Below are 17,264 nucleotides of genomic sequence, written 5' to 3'. Positions count from 1 at the left end.
GCATTTATACAATAACCATTACCTATTATGTTATACTACTTATTCGACTATTTAAACAAAGCATTTAACTTCCCGGGAGCAGGCGTGTTTCAGTACATTTCGTTCAGGGCTGCTATGGCTATTATTTTATCATTAACTATCTCTATGATATTTGGTAAAAACCTGATAGCAAAACTGCGCAATTTACAAGTAGCTGACGAAATACGCGACTTAGGATTAGCAGGTGAGAAACAAAAAGTAGGCACACCTACCATGGGTGGACTTATTATATTGGCGGCTATTTTATTGCCCACCTTATTATTTGCACGTGTCAATAATGTATATATAATTTTATCAGTAGTTACTACCTTATGGCTAGGTGCAGTAGGTTTTTTAGATGATTATATAAAAGTATTTAAAAAGAACAAAGAAGGTTTAGCAGGACGTTTTAAAATAGTTGGTCAGGTAGGAATTAGTGTAATAGTAGCCACTACCTTGTATTATAACCAACATGTAAAAACAAAAGATTTTTACAAGCCACAAGACGTAAGTATGGAGTTTATACAAGCCAATAACTTACAACAAACAGTTATTGATGGACAAATTTTATATGTACACGATGAGAAAGCAACTACTACCACTATCCCTTTTTTCAAAGCAACTGAGTTTGATTACAAATATCTGTTAAGCTGGATTTGGGAAGGTTTTGAAAAATACAATTACCTGATATTTTTAGTCGTTGTTACCTTTATCATTACAGCCGTATCAAACGGTGCCAATATAACCGATGGTATAGACGGGCTGGCCGCAGGCACATCGGCTATTATAGCATTAGTACTAAGTATTTTTGCCTACATAAGTGGTAACTTAGTTTTCTCCGAATACCTCGGAGTAATGTATATACCAAACTTGGGCGAAATGGTAATTTTTGGTGGAGCGCTAGTTGGAGCTTGTGTTGGTTTTTTATGGTACAATGCTTTTCCTGCACAGGTTTTTATGGGTGATACAGGCTCCCTTTCACTGGGAGGTATTATAGCCGTATTTGCTATTATGGTTCGTAAAGAATTATTGATTCCAATTCTATGTGGCGTATTCCTAATTGAAAATTTATCAGTAATACTACAAGTGTATTACTTCAAATACCAAAAACGCAAGCACGGAATTGAATTTGCCAGAGCCAACAGATTATTTAAAATGTCACCTCTGCATCACCATTATCAAAAATTAGGTTTTCATGAATCAAAAATTGTAACCCGCTTTTGGATTATAGGAATCATGTTAGCCATTATAACCATTATAACCTTAAAAGTAAGATAACACCAAACGTAGAGACGTTGCATGCAACGTCTTTTAAAAAGAATAACAACAACAACCGAATGCTATCCCGATAGCTATCGGGAGCCAGTAGCAAAAAGAAAAAATGAAACGAATAGTTATACTCGGAAGCGGTGAAAGCGGAACAGGCGCAGCTATCTTAGCCAAACAAAAGGGCTTTGAGGTGTTTGTGTCTGACAAGGGTGCTATTCCTCAAAATTACAAAGAGGAATTGCAGCTACATGCTATTGCTTTTGAAGAGTTACAACATACCGAAAGTTTAATACTGAATGCGAGTGAAATTATAAAAAGCCCGGGTATACCTGAAAAAAATGAACTAGTTCAAAAAATCAGAACATTACAAATTCCAATCATCAGCGAAATAGAATTTGCAGCCCGTTATACCAATGCTTACATAATTGCCATTACAGGAACCAATGGTAAAACTACCACCACTTCATTGGTGTATCATTTACTGCAAAAAGCAGGATTAAATGTAGCCTGTGGAGGCAATATTGGAGTAAGCTTTGCACGCTTAGTAGCCGGAAAAGAGTACGATTATTTTGTATTAGAAATAAGTAGTTTTCAGTTAGATGATATGTATGCTTTCAGAGCCAACATAGCCATACTAACTAATATTACACCCGACCATTTAGACAGGTATCAATACCAGTTACAAAACTATGTAGACGCTAAGTTTAAAATCTTGCAAAACCAAACTACCAGCGACTACTTTTTGTATTGTGCCGATGATGAAATAACCTTAGAAAACTTGAAAAAAATAAATATAAAAGCGCAGGTAGTTCCATTCTCGTTAAACCAAAATCTTGCAATTGGTGGAACCGCAATGGATGGAACTATTACTGTGCGAATCAAACAAAATCAATTAAATCCTTATACTATGTTAATTTCTCAACTTGCACTTAAAGGTAGGCACAATGCTTACAATTCACTAGCCGCGGCCATTGTTGGTCAGGCTCTTGAAATTAAAAATGAAACCATTCGCGAAGCGCTGATGGATTTTAAAAATGTTGAACACCGACTGGAGAAAGTAGCTACAGTGCGTGGAGTTGATTTTATTAACGACTCAAAAGCTACTAATGTAAATGCAGCCTGGTTTGCTTTAGAAAGCATGGAAAAACCTACTATTTGGATTGCTGGTGGTACCGATAAAGGTAACGATTATACTATGCTGAATGAACTGGTAAAAGAGAAAGTACGCATTATTGTTTGCATGGGAGTTGATAACTCAAAAATACATGCAGCATTTGGTAAAGATGTTGATTTAATCATCAATACATCAAGTGCACAAGAAGCAGTGCAAGTAGCATTCAAATTTGCAAAAACAAGCGAGTGTGTATTGTTATCACCGGCTTGCGCTTCGTTTGATTTATTTAAAAACTATGAAGAACGCGGAAGATTATTTAAAGCCGCAGTAAGAAACTTGTAAAAACAATCAATAAATATTCAAGGTAATTAGCTTGCAATAATTGCCTTGATATTTATTAAAAACACACCATGGATTTAGCACAATTTCTTAAACCCAAAGGCGACAAAGCCATGTGGTTCATTATCCTCATATTATCATTATGGGGATTATTGGCTGTATACAGCTCTGTAAGTTGGTTGGCTTATAAAAATAAAAGCAGTGCCATGTTTTATCTTTTTCAACATGGTTTTTATATAGCAATTGGTTTTGCTATTATGCTTTACATACATACCATACATTATAAAAATTTTATGGGTATAGCAAGGTTCTTACTTTATATATCCTATGCATTACTCATTGCCACATTGTTATTTGGTGTTACCATTAATGGCGCTAAAAGGTGGTTGTCATTTGGTGTATTTACTTTTCAATCATCCGATTTTTCCAAAGTAGCTATCCTTTTATATACCATTCGAACCTTGGCGAAACACAAAGACGAATTAGATAATTTTAAGAAAGTAATTTTACCATTATTAGGGCATATAACAATTACCTGTTTGCTTATTGGTAAAGATAATTTAAGTACAGCAGCCATTCTATTTACCACCTGCTTTTTGGTTATGTTTTTAGGCAGAGTAAAAGTAAAACACTTATTAGCTATTGGTGCAGTTTATGCATTTGTAGGCTTGGTATTTGGCTTTACACTCTATTTTGCACCTACCGAAATACTCTCAAAAATGGGCAGGATGGATACCTGGCAAGCCCGTATACATAGTTTTGTAAATCCACCAATTGATAAAGAAGATAATACCTTACAGGTTGATCATGCTAAAATGGCTATAGCCACAGGCGGTATATTTGGCAAAGGCCCGGGGCAAAGTAGCGAAAGAAACTTTTTACCCGAAGCTTATGCCGATTTTATTTATGCCATTATTATAGAAGAGTATGGACTAATTTTAGGTATAGTCATGCTGTTGCTTTACCTGTGGTTTATGTACAGGACAGTCAATATTATTCAAAAGGCGCCCAAGGCTTTTGGAGCACTCATTGCTGTTGGTTTAACATTCCAACTCGTATTACAAGCACTCATCAATATGGCTGTAGCGGTAAATTTATTTCCCGTTACAGGTTTAACACTTCCTTTAGTAAGTAAAGGAGGAACATCCTTGTTATTTACCTTTACTACACTGGGTTTAATTATGAGTGTAAGCAGGCATATTGAAGCAGAAAACATAGAAGAAAAGAACGAACAAACAGATTCGAAAAACAATAATTTTATTACTACATAATCATAGAAACGATTCAGTACATGATGGGAAATAAATTAAAAATTATTATAAGTGCAGGAGGAACAGGAGGTCATATATACCCTGCCATAGCCGTTGCGCAAGCATTAGAAAAAAGACTAAACCACGAAGTGGAGTTTTTATTTGTGGGTGCCAGCGATAGAATGGAAATGGAAAAAGTGCCAAAAGCCGGTTATAAAATAGAAGGACTTTGGATAAGTGGTTTACAAAGAAGAATAACCTATAAAAATATATTGTTTCCATTTAAAGTGGTATCGAGTTTATGGAAGTCGCTAAGTATTATAAGAAAGTTTAAACCAGATGCCGTGATTGGTTTTGGGGGTTTTGCCAGTAGTGCTATGTTATATGCAGCTACAATTAAAAACTTACCTACCCTCATTCATGAACAAAATTCATATGCAGGTATTACCAATAAAATTTTAAAAGACAGGGTACGGAAAATTTGTGTGGCTTATGATAATATGGACAAATTTTTCCCTGCCAATAAATTAATAAAAACAGGTAATCCTATTCGTCAAGATTTATTGGATGTATCCAATAAAAGAGCACAAGCCATTGACTTTTTTAAGTTAGATACAACAAAAAAAACAGTATTGGTAATAGGTGGAAGTTTAGGAGCTAGAACCATCAACGAAAGTATTTTTGAAGGAATAGAAAAGCTAAAAGAAGCCAATATCAATTTAATTTGGCAAACAGGTAAAAGCTTTACCAAAGCAGAATCAATTTCAGGGGTAACATTCAATGTACAACAATTCATTTATGAAATGGATTTAGCTTATGCTGCTGCCGATATAGTTATTTCAAGAGCTGGCGCATTGTCAATTGCAGAGTTGGCGCAAGTAGCCAAGCCCGTTATTTTGGTGCCATCGCCAAATGTGGCCGAGGACCACCAAACAAAAAATGCGATGGCTTTGGTCAATAAAAACGCAGCAGTTTTGGTAAAGGACATAGACGCCAGAAAACAATTAATTACAGAAACACTAAGTCTTATAAACGATTCAAACAAGCAAGCAGATCTAGTAAAAAACATAAGCACTTTTGTTATTCCAAATGCAGCCGAATTAATAGTGGACGAAATAGTACAAATGATTAAAAAATAAGTAAACATGAATTTAGCACAAGTAAAAACAGCTTACTTTTTGGGTATTGGCGGCATTGGCATGAGTGCTATTGCACGTTATTTTAATCATTTAGGGATTAAAGTAATGGGGTACGATAAAACACCTACCGCTTTAACCAACGAATTAATCAAAGAAGGAATTCATATTCATTTTGAAGATTTAGGTGATATTATTATAAAAGACTATCAACTATCAACCGATACTTGCTTGGTAGTTTTAACACCCGCTATTCCCAAAGACCATAAAGAATGGGCTTATTTAAAAGACAATGGTTTTACTATACTTAAACGTTCACAAGTACTAGGCATTATAAGCGAAACACATAAAACCATTGGTGTCGCAGGTACACATGGTAAAACAACCACATCAACCTTACTGGCACATATACTTAAACAAAGTACCGTTGATTGCAATGCCTTTTTAGGTGGTATTTCAACCAACTACCACACCAATTTGTTATTGTCCAAAACAACATTGGCAGATAATATTATGGTGGTGGAAGCCGATGAGTTTGACAGGTCATTCCTTACCTTACATCCAACCATTGGTATTATTACCTCAACCGATGCCGACCATTTAGATATTTATGGCGAGCACAATGAGTTGAAAAAATCATTCTTAGCTTATAGCAACAGATTGGTTGAAGGCGGGGTGCTTATTATAAAAAAGGAGTTGGATTTAATAAAAGAGTTAAGTGTTAACTACCTTACCTATTCAATCCATTCCGAAGCCGATGTATATGCTAAAAACATAAACATTAATAATGGCGATTATACTTTCGATTTAGTGTTTAAAGGCAATACCATTGCTAATTTACAATTAGGTATTCCCGGTTTACATAATGTAGAAAATGCAGTAGCGGCATCAGCAGCTTGTCTTTTAAGCGGTGTTACCGAAGAGGAATTACGCTCCGCTTTGCTAAATTTTAAAGGAGTTAAACGCAGGTTTGAATACATTATCAAAAATACCAATCAAATATTTATCGATGATTACGCACACCATCCTGAAGAGTTAAGAGCTATTATTTCATCTGTAAAAAACATGTTTCCGCAAAATGAAATAGTAGTTGTGTTTCAACCCCATTTGTTTACCCGTACCCGCGATTTTGTGGATGGATTTGCAGAGAGTTTATCATTAGCCGATGAAGCCTATTTGCTGGATATATACCCGGCAAGAGAATTGCCAATACCAGGTGTTACCTCTAAAATTATTTTTGATAAAATGACCAACAAGAAGCATTTGGTAGAACGTGCTGAATTATTAGATGCCATTAAAAACACACAACCAAAAGTGTTCTTAACATTAGGAGCAGGCGATATAGATTTATTGGTAGAGCCTGTTAAACAAATATTACAGAAATAATTAAATGAAATTTTTAAGCGATAAAACAAAAGCTGTCATAAAAAAAATAGCAATCATTACCCTATGGGTAGTGTTGGCTGCGGCTTTGTTATTTGCGCTGGTTTATACCAATCAACAAGAAAGAGAAGTAAAAGCCATTAAACTCATTGTGCAGATATTTCCCGAAAACCTGGAGTTTTTCAATAGGAAAAAAGTAATAGAAGCCATCAGGTCAGATGGCAATGAAAAAAGCATCATTGGTTTAAACGTAACAGATATCAATACCACCCGTTTAGAGAGCAAATTGATTAAGCAAAACCAATTAAGCGAAGCCAAGGTTTACAATGATTTAATGGGAAATATTTATATAAAAATTAAACAGCGTGAACCAATATTGCGTTTATATAGGTACAATGGCGTTAGTTATTACATGGATAAAGCAGGAGTGAAATTCTCGCTTTCGGGTAATTATACAGCCCATGTTCCAATAGCAAACGGAAACATTTTTGAACGGTTTAGCCCAAACGATACGGTGTATAGTTTTGTAGCTAAAGAACTATATAAGATTGCCACATATGTTGATAAAAAACCATTTTGGAAAGCTCAAATTGAACAGATATTTGTAACAAGGGATAATGAGTTTATTATAATCCCCAAAGTAGGCAATCATCAAATTATTTTTGGCGATGCCAACGACATAGAAAACAAGTTTGAAAAGTTGTTTGTGTTTTATAAAGAAGGACTTAGCAGAGTTGGATGGAATAAGTACAAAAGCATTGATGTAAGATTTGACAAGCAAATTGTTTGTAAATAAATAGAAGAAATTTTAACAAGAAATTAAATAAATGCATACGCAAGAATTAAAAGTAGTAGTAGGCTTAGATATTGGAACCACAAAGGTTTGTGCTATTGTTGGTACAAAAAACGAACATGGTAAAATTGATATTCTTGGCATGGGAAAGGCTGAGAGTTTAGGCGTTATAAGAGGCGAAGTAAGAAATATAGACAAAACAGTTAAAGCCATTAACGAGGCTATAGAAAAGGCGAAAGAAAGCGTAAGCAAAAATCCCAATTCAAAAATCAGCCGTATCGAAATTGCTTCAGTGCATGTAGGTATAGCCGGTCAACACATAAAAAGTTTACAACACCGCAACAGTATAAGCCGCATTAATACCGAAGATGAAATAAGCAGAGAAGATGTAGAGCGCTTAATAAAAGATACTCATAATTTAGCTTTAGCTCCCGGTGATAAAATAATACACGTTTTACCGCAAGAGTTTTCAGTTGACGAAATTGTTGATGTAACCGATCCTGTAGGCATGACAGGTATTCGTTTATCAAGCAATTTCCACATTATAACAGGCCATATAGAAGCCATAAAAAATATACACAAATCAGTAAAACGTGCCAACCTTGATGTAGCAGGTTTAATATTAGAGCCGCTTTCGTCAGCCGATGCAGTATTGGCCGATGAAGAATTGGAAGCAGGTGTATGTTTAGTTGATATAGGCGGTGGAACTACCGATGTAGCTATTTTTAAAAATGGTATTATTCGCCATACAGCAGTTATACCATTTGGTGGCAATATTATTACCGAAGATATAACCGAAGGTTGTCAGGTATTACGTAACCAGGCCGAATTGTTAAAAACCAAATTTGGTTCAGCCTTAGCCGAAGAAAACAAAGAAAACGAAATAGTAACCATACCAAGTTTCAGAGGTCGTTCTCCAAAAGAAGTTTCTATCAAAAACTTAGCATTGGTTATCCAGGCACGTGTTGAAGAAATATTTGAGTCAGTTTTATATGAAATAAAATCATCAGGCTTAGAGAAAAAATTAAATGCAGGTATCGTTATTACAGGCGGTGGTTCACAACTAAAACATTTAACCATGTTGGTTGAATTTGTTACAGGTATGGATGCACGTATAGGTTACGCCAACGAACATTTAGGTAAAACCCATATTGAAGATATAAAAAGCCCGATGTATGCAACGGCTGTTGGTTTAGTTATAAAAGGTTTTGAGAATATAGACCTGAACGAAATTATAAAACCGGAAGAAGACAGTAATGCGAAGAAAGAACCTAAAGCAGGAAAAAATTTAATAAAAGGATTAATTCAAAAGTATAACAGTTGGATGTTTAATGATGATGATATGAAAGATTTTTAAGTAATAACATTACTCAAAAACAAATCATGATTATTAAAAACAATATAAGAACAAACAGTTAAAACGTTTATAGTTTTAGCTAAAACAACAATACCATGGAAACAAAATTGAAATTTAATTTGCCTAAAGAAAAATCATCAATCATTAAAGTAATTGGTGTTGGTGGAGGCGGAGGTAATGCAGTTAACCACATGCATGACCAAGGCATTAAAGGCGTAGATTTTATTATTTGCAATACTGATGTGCAAGCTTTGGAAGCAAGTGCTATTACCAATAAAATTCAGTTAGGAGCCAGCCTTACACAAGGTTTAGGAGCCGGAGCTAATCCTGAAGTAGGTAAAAAAGCCGCTATGGAAGCCATTGAGGATATTATTGAGATGCTGGGTGTAAATACCAAAATGTTATTTATTACTGCAGGTATGGGTGGTGGAACCGGAACAGGAGCTGCACCGATTATAGCCAAAACAGCCAAGGAAATGGATATTTTAACAGTTGGTATAGTTACTACTCCATTTAACTTTGAAGGCAAACGCAGAAAAACATTTGCTGACGAAGGACTAGAAAATTTAAAACGCTCCGTTGATTGTTTGCTTATTATAAGCAACGATAAAATAAAAGAAATGTATGGCAATTTAGCCCTGCGTGAAGCATTTGGTCATGCCAATAATATATTAACGACAGCAGCCAAAGGTATTGCCGAAATCATTACACATCCTGGCTATATCAATGTTGATTTCGAAGATGTGAAAACAGTAATGAAATCAAGCGGTGTAGCTTTAATGGGTAGCGCTATGGCCGAAGGGCCAGAGAGAGCTATTAATGCAGTAAAAGCCGCATTGGCTTCTCCATTGTTAAATGATAACCAGATACTGGGTGCTAAAAATATTTTATTAAACATTACTTCAGGTTCACAAGAAGTATTGATGGAAGAGTTAGAACAAATTTCATCATACATACAAAACGAAAGTGGTTTAACAGCCGAAATGATTTTTGGTACCAGTTTCGATGAAACGATAGGTGATAAAATTTCCGTTACTTTAATTGCTACAGGTTTTGATAGCAAACCACGCGAAAACAAAATTATTATTGGTTCAACTGCTCCTGATTTTCAACCCGAAAACAAAGTAGAAGTAAGCCCAATAGTAAATACGCCCATTAATGTTGCTCCCGAAGTGATACAGGTGGTAAAAACAGTACCGACACCAGTTGCTCCTGTAAACAACGAAGTAGTTAATCAGGTAGAAGTGGCACCAGTTCAAAATGCAGTACAGCCAACAGTTAAATTAAATTTAATTGATGAAGTACAGGAAGCAAAAGAAGAAGACCATATAGATGAAGAACTTCGTTTTGAGTTACGCATAGATGAAAGTATAGAAATAAACAATGTAGAAGAAATAGCACCGCGTTTTGAGTTAGACGTAGAAGCCCCTGCTATGGAATCAGAAAATAAAATAGAAGCAAGTTTTGATTTGCCTAAAATCGTTAAAGAGCCAATGGTAGAAAGCAGAATTCAATCTATTTTAAATAACAACGAGATACCAGCTATAGAAAACAATATAAAAGCAGAAGAGGAAAGCGAAACAGACAATTCATTTTATGAGCAAGACAAAAAAATTGAACGCCAGATTCAACGCATAAAAGAATTAAAAAATTTAAATATTACTATTAGCAACCCACAAGGCTTACGTGATTTAGAAAAAGAACCTGCTTACAAACGCAGAAATAAAAAACTGGATGATGTGCCACATAGTTCAGAGCAACAAATTTCCCGCTTGAGTTTATTTGAAGATTTAGCCAGCGGTCGCTCAGAAATAAAAACCAATAATTCGTTTTTACACGATAATGTTGACTAGATAAACGTTTTTAAAAGAAAAAAAGCCATCGTAATTAAATATTACGGTGGCTTTTTTGTTTAGAAATGTGCTTTAAATGAATGATTTAAGAGTACTGGTTAGCGCTTTGGAACTAATTTATACACACCTTAAAACATTAAAGCCAATAGGTATTATTTTAGCAACTTTAAAAGCATGGAAAGATTGCTTGAATAACAAATGGCTAAGAAACAAAATACAGAACCTACCGATAACGAAACACCTTTAATGAGGCAGTACAACCAAATAAAGGTAAAGTACCCCGGTGCTATTTTGTTATTCCGTGTAGGCGATTTTTACGAAACCTTTGGCAGCGATGCTGTTAAAACAGCCGAAATTTTAGGCATAGTTTTAACTAAACGGGCTAACGGTCAAGCTTCACATATAGAGTTAGCAGGTTTTCCGCATCACTCCTTAGATACCTACTTACCCAAGTTAGTACGTGCCGGTCAGCGGGTAGCTATTTGCGACCAATTGGAAGATCCTAAAATGACTAAAACCATTGTGAAGCGAGGTGTTACCGAGCTCATTACTCCGGGTGTTAGTTACAACGATAAAATACTTGACAATAAAAGCAATAATTATTTATGTGCTGTTCACCTGGATGGTGAGAAAGAAGCAGGCGTTGCTTTTTTAGATTTATCTACGGGCGAGTTTATGGCTTCGCAAGGCTCGTTAGAGTATATTGATAAATTAGTGCAGGGTTTTAAACCTTCAGAAATATTAATCTCCAAAAAGCAGTTTCCGTTTTTTAAACAAAAGTTTGGTGAAAAGCATTACAGTTATCAACTAGACGAATGGATTTTTCAATACCAGTATAGCTACGAAAAACTATTGAATCATTTCAATACGCAAAACTTAAAAGGCTTTGGTATACAGGAAATGCCAATAGCTATTACTGCAGCGGGCGTTTGTTTGCATTATTTAGCTGAAACACATCACGAACAAATAAGCCATTTACAAAGCATAAGCCGTATAGATGAAGATAAATATGTATGGCTGGATAGATTTACCATTCGTAATTTAGAGTTGGTCCAAAGCACTAACGACAATGGTGTGCCATTGATACAAATATTGGATAGAACCGTCACGCCCATGGGAGCACGTTTACTAAAACGCTGGATGGTTTTACCTTTAAAAGATATAGCACAAATAAACGAACGTTTAGATATTGTAGATTTTGCCAAACAACAAAAAAGCTTTCGTGTTCAGGTAATAGATATTTTAAAACAAATAGGCGATTTAGAACGTATGGTTTCTAAATTGGCTATGCGTAGAATTGGTCCGCGTGAATTGCAACAACTCAACCGTTCGTTGAAACAATTAGAGCCACTACAAAAGCTATTCTTACAGCAAAACAATAAGTTATTACAAAAATTAGCCGAGCAAATAAACCATTGCAAATGGGCTATTGATAAATTAGATACAGAGCTCCATGCAGAAGCACCCCTTGCTGCCAATAAAGGCAATGTAATTAATGCAGGCGTAAATCAGGAGTTAGACGACTTACGCGCTATAGCCTTTGGTGGCAAAGATTATTTGTTGCAAATGCAAACGCGCGAACAACAAGCTACAGGTATTACAAGCTTAAAAATATCGTTTAACAATGTGTTTGGTTATTACATGGAAGTAACCAATGTACACAAAGATAAAGTACCTGAAACTTGGATTAGAAAACAAACACTAACCAATGCCGAGCGTTATATAACAGAAGAGTTAAAACAATACGAAGAAAAAATATTAGGTGCTGAAGATAAGATAGCCGTTATAGAAGAAAGACTTTATAACGATTTGATTTCAGCCTTGCAGGATTACGTTTTACCAATACAACAAAACGCTATCGTATTGGCTAAAATAGATTGCTTATTTGCCTTTGCAGAGTTAGCCGAAGCAAACAATTATTGCAGGCCGCAACTTAACAATAGCAACGAATTAAACTTAGTAAATTTACGCCATCCCGTTATCGAAAAACAATTACCCGTAGGCGAAGCTTATATAGCCAATAACCTTTCGTTAGATAATCAAAAGCAACAAATGATTATTTTAACAGGACCTAATATGAGTGGTAAATCAGCCGTGTTACGTCAAACTGCTTTGGGAGTACTCATGGCACAAATGGGTTGTTTTGTAGCGGCCAGCAGTGCAACCATTGGTTTAATTGATAAAATATTTACCCGTGTAGGTGCAAGCGATAACTTAAGTGTTGGCGAAAGTACCTTTATGGTGGAGATGACCGAAACTGCCAGCATATTAAATAATATTTCAAAAAACAGTTTAATATTATTAGATGAAATAGGCAGAGGTACTGCCACTTATGATGGTGTTTCCATAGCCTGGGCTATAGCCGAATATTTAAACAAACATCCTTATAAACCCAAGACACTTTTTGCAACCCATTACCACGAGTTAAACCAATTAGAGCAAGATGACAATGGCATAAAAAATTACCATATAGCCGTAAAAGAAACAGACAAGAAAGTTATTTTTTTACGCAAGTTGGCATTGGGTGGAAGCGAACATAGTTTTGGTATACACGTAGCAAAAATGGCTGGCATACCTCAATTAGTAACCAACAGGGCGGCTGAAATTTTGCAACAATTAGAGCAAGACAGATTAGAAGGAATAGGAAGTACAGCTAGTGTTAAAATAAAATCGCCAACCATACAGTTAAGCATGTTTCAGGTTGAAAACCCGGAGCTGGAAAAAATAAAAGACAACCTGGTTAATTTAGATTTGAATACATTAACACCCATAGAGGCATTAATGAAATTAAGTGAGCTGAAACAAATGGTTAAATAAGTTTTGGTATGAATATTCTTGAAACGCTGCAAAAAGAACATAGCAAAAAAGTAAGCATGGCTGTTGCCAATTGGATTGACAATGATGCCGAACGTTTTGCAGCGTTAATAGATATTATTTTAGGGAATGAGAAAGACATTGCTAATAGAGCTGCCTGGGTATTGCCTAGTATAAACAATCAATATATTGATGCACTTATTCAGCCCCATTTAAAGCAATTAATTCCATTATTAGGCAAGCCAGTACATGATGGTATAAAAAGAAACATAGTCCGTTTATTACAGTTTACTAGTATACCCCAAAAGCTACAAGGCATTACTTTAGTACATTGTTTTCAATTGTTGAATAACCCTAAAGAAGCCATAGCCATAAGGGTTTTTGCCATGACCGTATTGTATAATATTACCCTAAAAGAACCCGATTTAGCCAACGAGTTATACGACTGCATTGAAATGTATATGGAAGGCGCATTACCTGCTTATAAAAGCAGGGGAGGCAAAATTTTAAAAGCCTTGAGTAAGTTAAAATAGACTTTCACTTAATCCGTGAAGTTGTCAGCGTTTAATTCGTAATTAGTACTTCTACCACCTGCTCCATCTTTTTTCAATACCCCTTTGTTTATTAAATCCTGTATATCCCTTAAAGCAGTATCAGCAGAGCATTTGGCTATTTTAGCCCATTTTGATGAACTTAATTTTCCGTCAAAACCATCCAGTAATTTATTGATTAATAGCTTTTGCCTGTCGTTAAAATTAGTGGTTTCATACTTTTTCCAGAACTTGGCTTTTAGTATTATTTTATTAAAAGCACTATCCGTATTGTTAAGTGCATTGAGCATACATTTTAAAAACCACTGCAACCAATTGGTTATATCTAAATTACCTTTCTGTGTTTTCTCCAATATATCATAATACATTTTACGTTCTATGCGTATTTGTGCCGACATACTGTAAAACCGTTGAGAGCTATTATCAGACCTGGCCAAAAGCATATGCGTTAAAGCGCGTGCTACACGTCCATTGCCATCGTCAAACGGATGGATAGTTATAAACCATAAATGGGCTACTGCTGCTTTTATTACAGGGTCTAATTTTTTTTCTTTGTTAAACCAAGTTATAAAACGGCTCATTTCCTTTTCTAAAAGAGCAGAATCAGGAGCTTCAAAATGTACCCTTTCTTTTCCCATAGCACCGGATACTACTTGCATAGGTCCAGTTGAATCATTGCGCCATTTCGCTACCGTTATTTCATACATGCTGCTTTTACCCAAAGGAAAGAGTGCTGCATGCCAGGCAAACAAACGTTTTTTAGTAAGTGTTTCTGAAAAATTTTGAGTGGCATCAAGCATCATATCTACCATTCCATCCGTATGTCTATCCGAAGGAACCAAGCCTGATATATCCATTCTCAGTTTACGTGCTATTGATGAGCGTACCTGTTCAGCATTTAATATTTCGCCTTCTATCTCGCTCGATTTTATAACATCCAAAGAAAGTGTTTGCAGCAATGCTTCGCTCTTTAAATTAAACCCTATCGACTCCATTTTACCCATTAGCTTCCCCTGTAAGTTTCTTACTGTTCCCAGTAAAAACTGCAACTCTTCCTGGCTCCAGGTAAAGTTAGGCCAAGTGGTATTTTGATGTATATAGCGCATTTATTCTCCGCAAATTATGCGGCAATTGTACTACTTATTCTCCGCATTGCAAAATTATTTTTCAAATAAATGCCTGAAAATAAGGACTAGTAGATGGTATTTGTGAAATGAAAGAAAAATATAATTGAATTTATTTCCTGCAAAAAATGCGGTGAATAGTTTGTTTATTCTCCGCATAAAGAGTTTTCTGACTATAGTTAGTTAGATATTTGCTTGTAAACGAAATTGCTTTTGGGCTTGACTAAAACCACTGAAATACAAAACCCAAAAATAAAAGGTTTTTCAATTATAACTCATGTTGTCTTAAACTAGTATACAAGCATAGCAATAACTTTATCAAGGAGTTTCCTGAAACTAATGTATAAAGAGAAGAAAGTATGTTTTACTTTTTATTCAGGTTTGTACTTACCTTCTTTTATATCCTTTTCACGTTTTTTATCCGATTCTTTTGCAGGACCTCCGAATACAGAAACGTTTACATAACGACCTGGATAACGTTGCATATCCTTTAACAACAAATTCAGCTCTTTGGTGCTTTTATTTAAGTTGTCATAAAGTTCTTTATCGTTTACTAACTTACCTAAAGTACCTTCGCCTTTGTTCATTTTTTGTGTTATAGTAGCCAGTTGTTCTGTTACTATAGCCAGATTATCAAGGGTTTTCTTAATATCAGAGTTGGCTAATGAATCACTTAGTTTACCAAAGTTTTTAATCGTTCTGTTTATTTCATCATTGTTTTTAGCAAAAGTATTTGAAATGGTGTGAACGTTATTTAACGTTTTGGTTAAGTTATTTCCGTTTTCACTTACAATGGCACTCAGTTGTTCCGATGTTATACGCAAAGCACGCAAAGCACCGCTTAAATCAACCACACTATTGGTTAAGTTTTGTGTTCCTTTTTCGTTAAATACCTGTTGTAGCGAATTCAATACCTTATCCAATGTAACCAGTACATGCTCACTTTTGGTTTTAATGGGCGCAACCATGTTGTTAATAGAAGTAAACAAATCTTCTTCGCGGGCACCAAAAATAAAAGAACCGTCTTTTAAAATATCGGCAGGCTTTTCATCAAAGCTAATGCTAATTACATTACCGTCAAATAAGCCAGATTTGGTAATAAGTGCGGTAGAGTTAGCTTTAATTTGTATGCGGCTTTGTATAAAAAGCTTCACTACTATACTATCAGTTTTTAGCATATCAGGCATGCTTATTTCTTCTACCTGCCCAACTTTAAAACCGTTTACAAACACAGCGGTAGAGGTAACAATACCTTCTACGTTGTTATAAACTGCATAATAAGTGCTGTATGATGAGAAAAGTTTTTTTCCTCTTAAAAAATTATATCCTAGGTATAAAAAGGTAATGGCAATGGCCACAAATAACCCAACTTTAGCTTCTTTACTTAATTTCACGAAAACGTTATTATAAAAATATGGGCAAAAGTATTGTTTTTATAGAAAGAAATAGCAAGTATTTATTCCTATTTGTTAGTTGAATGCAAATTCTCAACGTATTGCTTAAACTCGCTTACTGACAGAGTAATGTTAGTAGCTATTTTCTCAACGCCTTCCTTACTTGTTAGCAATTGCCTGTCGTTTTTGTTTGATAAAAATCCGGTTTCAATTAAAATACTTGGCATTTTTGTTTTCCAAAGTACCACAAAACCGGCTTGTTTAACACCCCTGCTGGTATTTACATTGTTTTTCAAAAAGTTTTTTTCAATACGTGAAGCCAAGTCAATACTTTTATCAAGGTATGCATTTTGGTGTAACGATAAAATAATATGCGTTTCAGGGGAGTTTGGGTCAAAACCTTCATATTTTTCTTCGTAATCGCTTTCCAACAATATTACTTCATTTTCGCGTTTCGAAATTTCCAAATTGTCGTTGGCTTTGTGTAAACCCATAGCGAAAGTTTCAGTGCCACTGACCTTTATGTTTTTATTGGCATTGCAATGAATAGAAATAAACAAGTCGGCTTGGTTGCGATTGGCAATATTAGCACGCTCCCAAAGCTCCACAAACTTATCGGTTTGGCGGGTGTATATAACTTTTACATCGGAAAGTTCTTCACTTATTTTTTTACCTATTTCAAGGGCAATTTTGAGGGTTACATCTTTTTCTCTGGCTCCCCCATATTGGCAACCAGGGTCATGTCCGCCATGCCCGGCATCAATTACAATGGTTTTTACTTGTTTTTTATTAAGCGCTGGAAATGCGGCTGCTATAGATATCAACAATAAAAATAGTGGCACGAAATTTTCAAACTTAGCGAATTTGCC

13 protein-coding genes are annotated in these 17,264 nt (G+C 35.3%); 10 read left to right on the top strand and 3 right to left on the bottom strand.

The genetic code is table 11. From position 1 onward, the window contains the following. Positions 1-27: 27 nt before the first annotated feature. The 10 genes from mraY to V4538_10730 all read left to right on the top strand — a co-directional run bounded on the left by mraY (position 28) and on the right by V4538_10730 (position 13,859). Entirely contained in the window at positions 28-1,296 is a 1,269-nt protein-coding gene (gene mraY, locus V4538_10775; protein ID MES2381515.1) for a phospho-N-acetylmuramoyl-pentapeptide-transferase, read from the top strand. A 103-nt stretch (positions 1,297-1,399) separates the two neighbouring features. Then, positions 1,400-2,743 (top strand): UDP-N-acetylmuramoyl-L-alanine--D-glutamate ligase, encoded by a 1,344-nt coding sequence (murD, locus tag V4538_10770; GenBank protein ID MES2381514.1) that lies wholly within the window; start codon positions 1,400-1,402, stop codon positions 2,741-2,743. Positions 2,744-2,811: 68 nt separating this feature from the next. Further along, complete coding sequence (locus tag V4538_10765) at positions 2,812-4,011, top strand: putative peptidoglycan glycosyltransferase FtsW (protein MES2381513.1); 1,200 nt, start codon at positions 2,812-2,814, stop codon at positions 4,009-4,011. Positions 4,012-4,031: 20 nt separating this feature from the next. Continuing rightward, positions 4,032-5,129, top strand: a complete 1,098-nt coding sequence (gene murG, locus V4538_10760; protein ID MES2381512.1) for an undecaprenyldiphospho-muramoylpentapeptide beta-N-acetylglucosaminyltransferase — start codon at positions 4,032-4,034, stop codon at positions 5,127-5,129. 6 nt (positions 5,130-5,135) lie between these two features. Further along, a complete protein-coding gene (gene murC / locus V4538_10755) occupies positions 5,136-6,512 on the top strand; it encodes a UDP-N-acetylmuramate--L-alanine ligase (GenBank protein MES2381511.1) in 1,377 nt (458 codons plus the stop codon). Between the two features lie 4 nt (positions 6,513-6,516). Then, a complete protein-coding gene (locus tag V4538_10750) occupies positions 6,517-7,305 on the top strand; it encodes a hypothetical protein (GenBank protein MES2381510.1) in 789 nt (262 codons plus the stop codon). A gap of 31 nt (positions 7,306-7,336) precedes the next feature. Beyond that, the gene (gene ftsA / locus V4538_10745) at positions 7,337-8,659 is read left to right on the top strand and encodes a cell division protein FtsA (protein MES2381509.1); all 1,323 of its coding nucleotides are present in this window, start codon (positions 7,337-7,339) and stop codon (positions 8,657-8,659) included. A gap of 95 nt (positions 8,660-8,754) precedes the next feature. Beyond that, positions 8,755-10,512: a cell division protein FtsZ gene (gene ftsZ / locus V4538_10740; GenBank protein MES2381508.1), complete on the top strand. Its 1,758-nt coding sequence runs from the start codon at positions 8,755-8,757 to the stop codon at positions 10,510-10,512. Between the two features lie 198 nt (positions 10,513-10,710). Further along, positions 10,711-13,329 carry a DNA mismatch repair protein MutS gene (gene mutS, locus V4538_10735; protein ID MES2381507.1) on the top strand — a complete coding sequence of 873 codons (2,619 nt, stop codon included), beginning with the start codon at positions 10,711-10,713 and terminating at the stop codon, positions 13,327-13,329. Between the two features lie 8 nt (positions 13,330-13,337). Continuing rightward, a complete protein-coding gene (locus V4538_10730; protein MES2381506.1) occupies positions 13,338-13,859 on the top strand; it encodes a hypothetical protein in 522 nt (173 codons plus the stop codon). 8 nt (positions 13,860-13,867) lie between these two features. Here the strand turns inward: V4538_10730 and V4538_10725 are convergent, their stop codons facing one another. From V4538_10725 to V4538_10715, 3 genes are all read right to left on the bottom strand, one after another. Beyond that, complete coding sequence (locus tag V4538_10725; GenBank protein MES2381505.1) at positions 13,868-14,983, bottom strand: Fic family protein; 1,116 nt, start codon at positions 14,981-14,983, stop codon at positions 13,868-13,870. Between the two features lie 389 nt (positions 14,984-15,372). Further along, positions 15,373-16,395 (bottom strand): MlaD family protein, encoded by a 1,023-nt coding sequence (locus V4538_10720; protein ID MES2381504.1) that lies wholly within the window; start codon positions 16,393-16,395, stop codon positions 15,373-15,375. A 68-nt stretch (positions 16,396-16,463) separates the two neighbouring features. Then, positions 16,464-17,237 carry an N-acetylmuramoyl-L-alanine amidase gene (locus tag V4538_10715; protein MES2381503.1) on the bottom strand — a complete coding sequence of 258 codons (774 nt, stop codon included), beginning with the start codon at positions 17,235-17,237 and terminating at the stop codon, positions 16,464-16,466. Positions 17,238-17,264 lie beyond the last annotated feature (27 nt).

It is taken from the genome of Bacteroidota bacterium, from assembly GCA_040388375.1.
Lineage (GTDB): Bacteria > Bacteroidota > Bacteroidia > UKL13-3 > UKL13-3 > JAAFJM01.
Note: the sequence above shows the minus strand (reverse complement) of the source record. Positions and strands in the feature narration are given on the sequence as shown.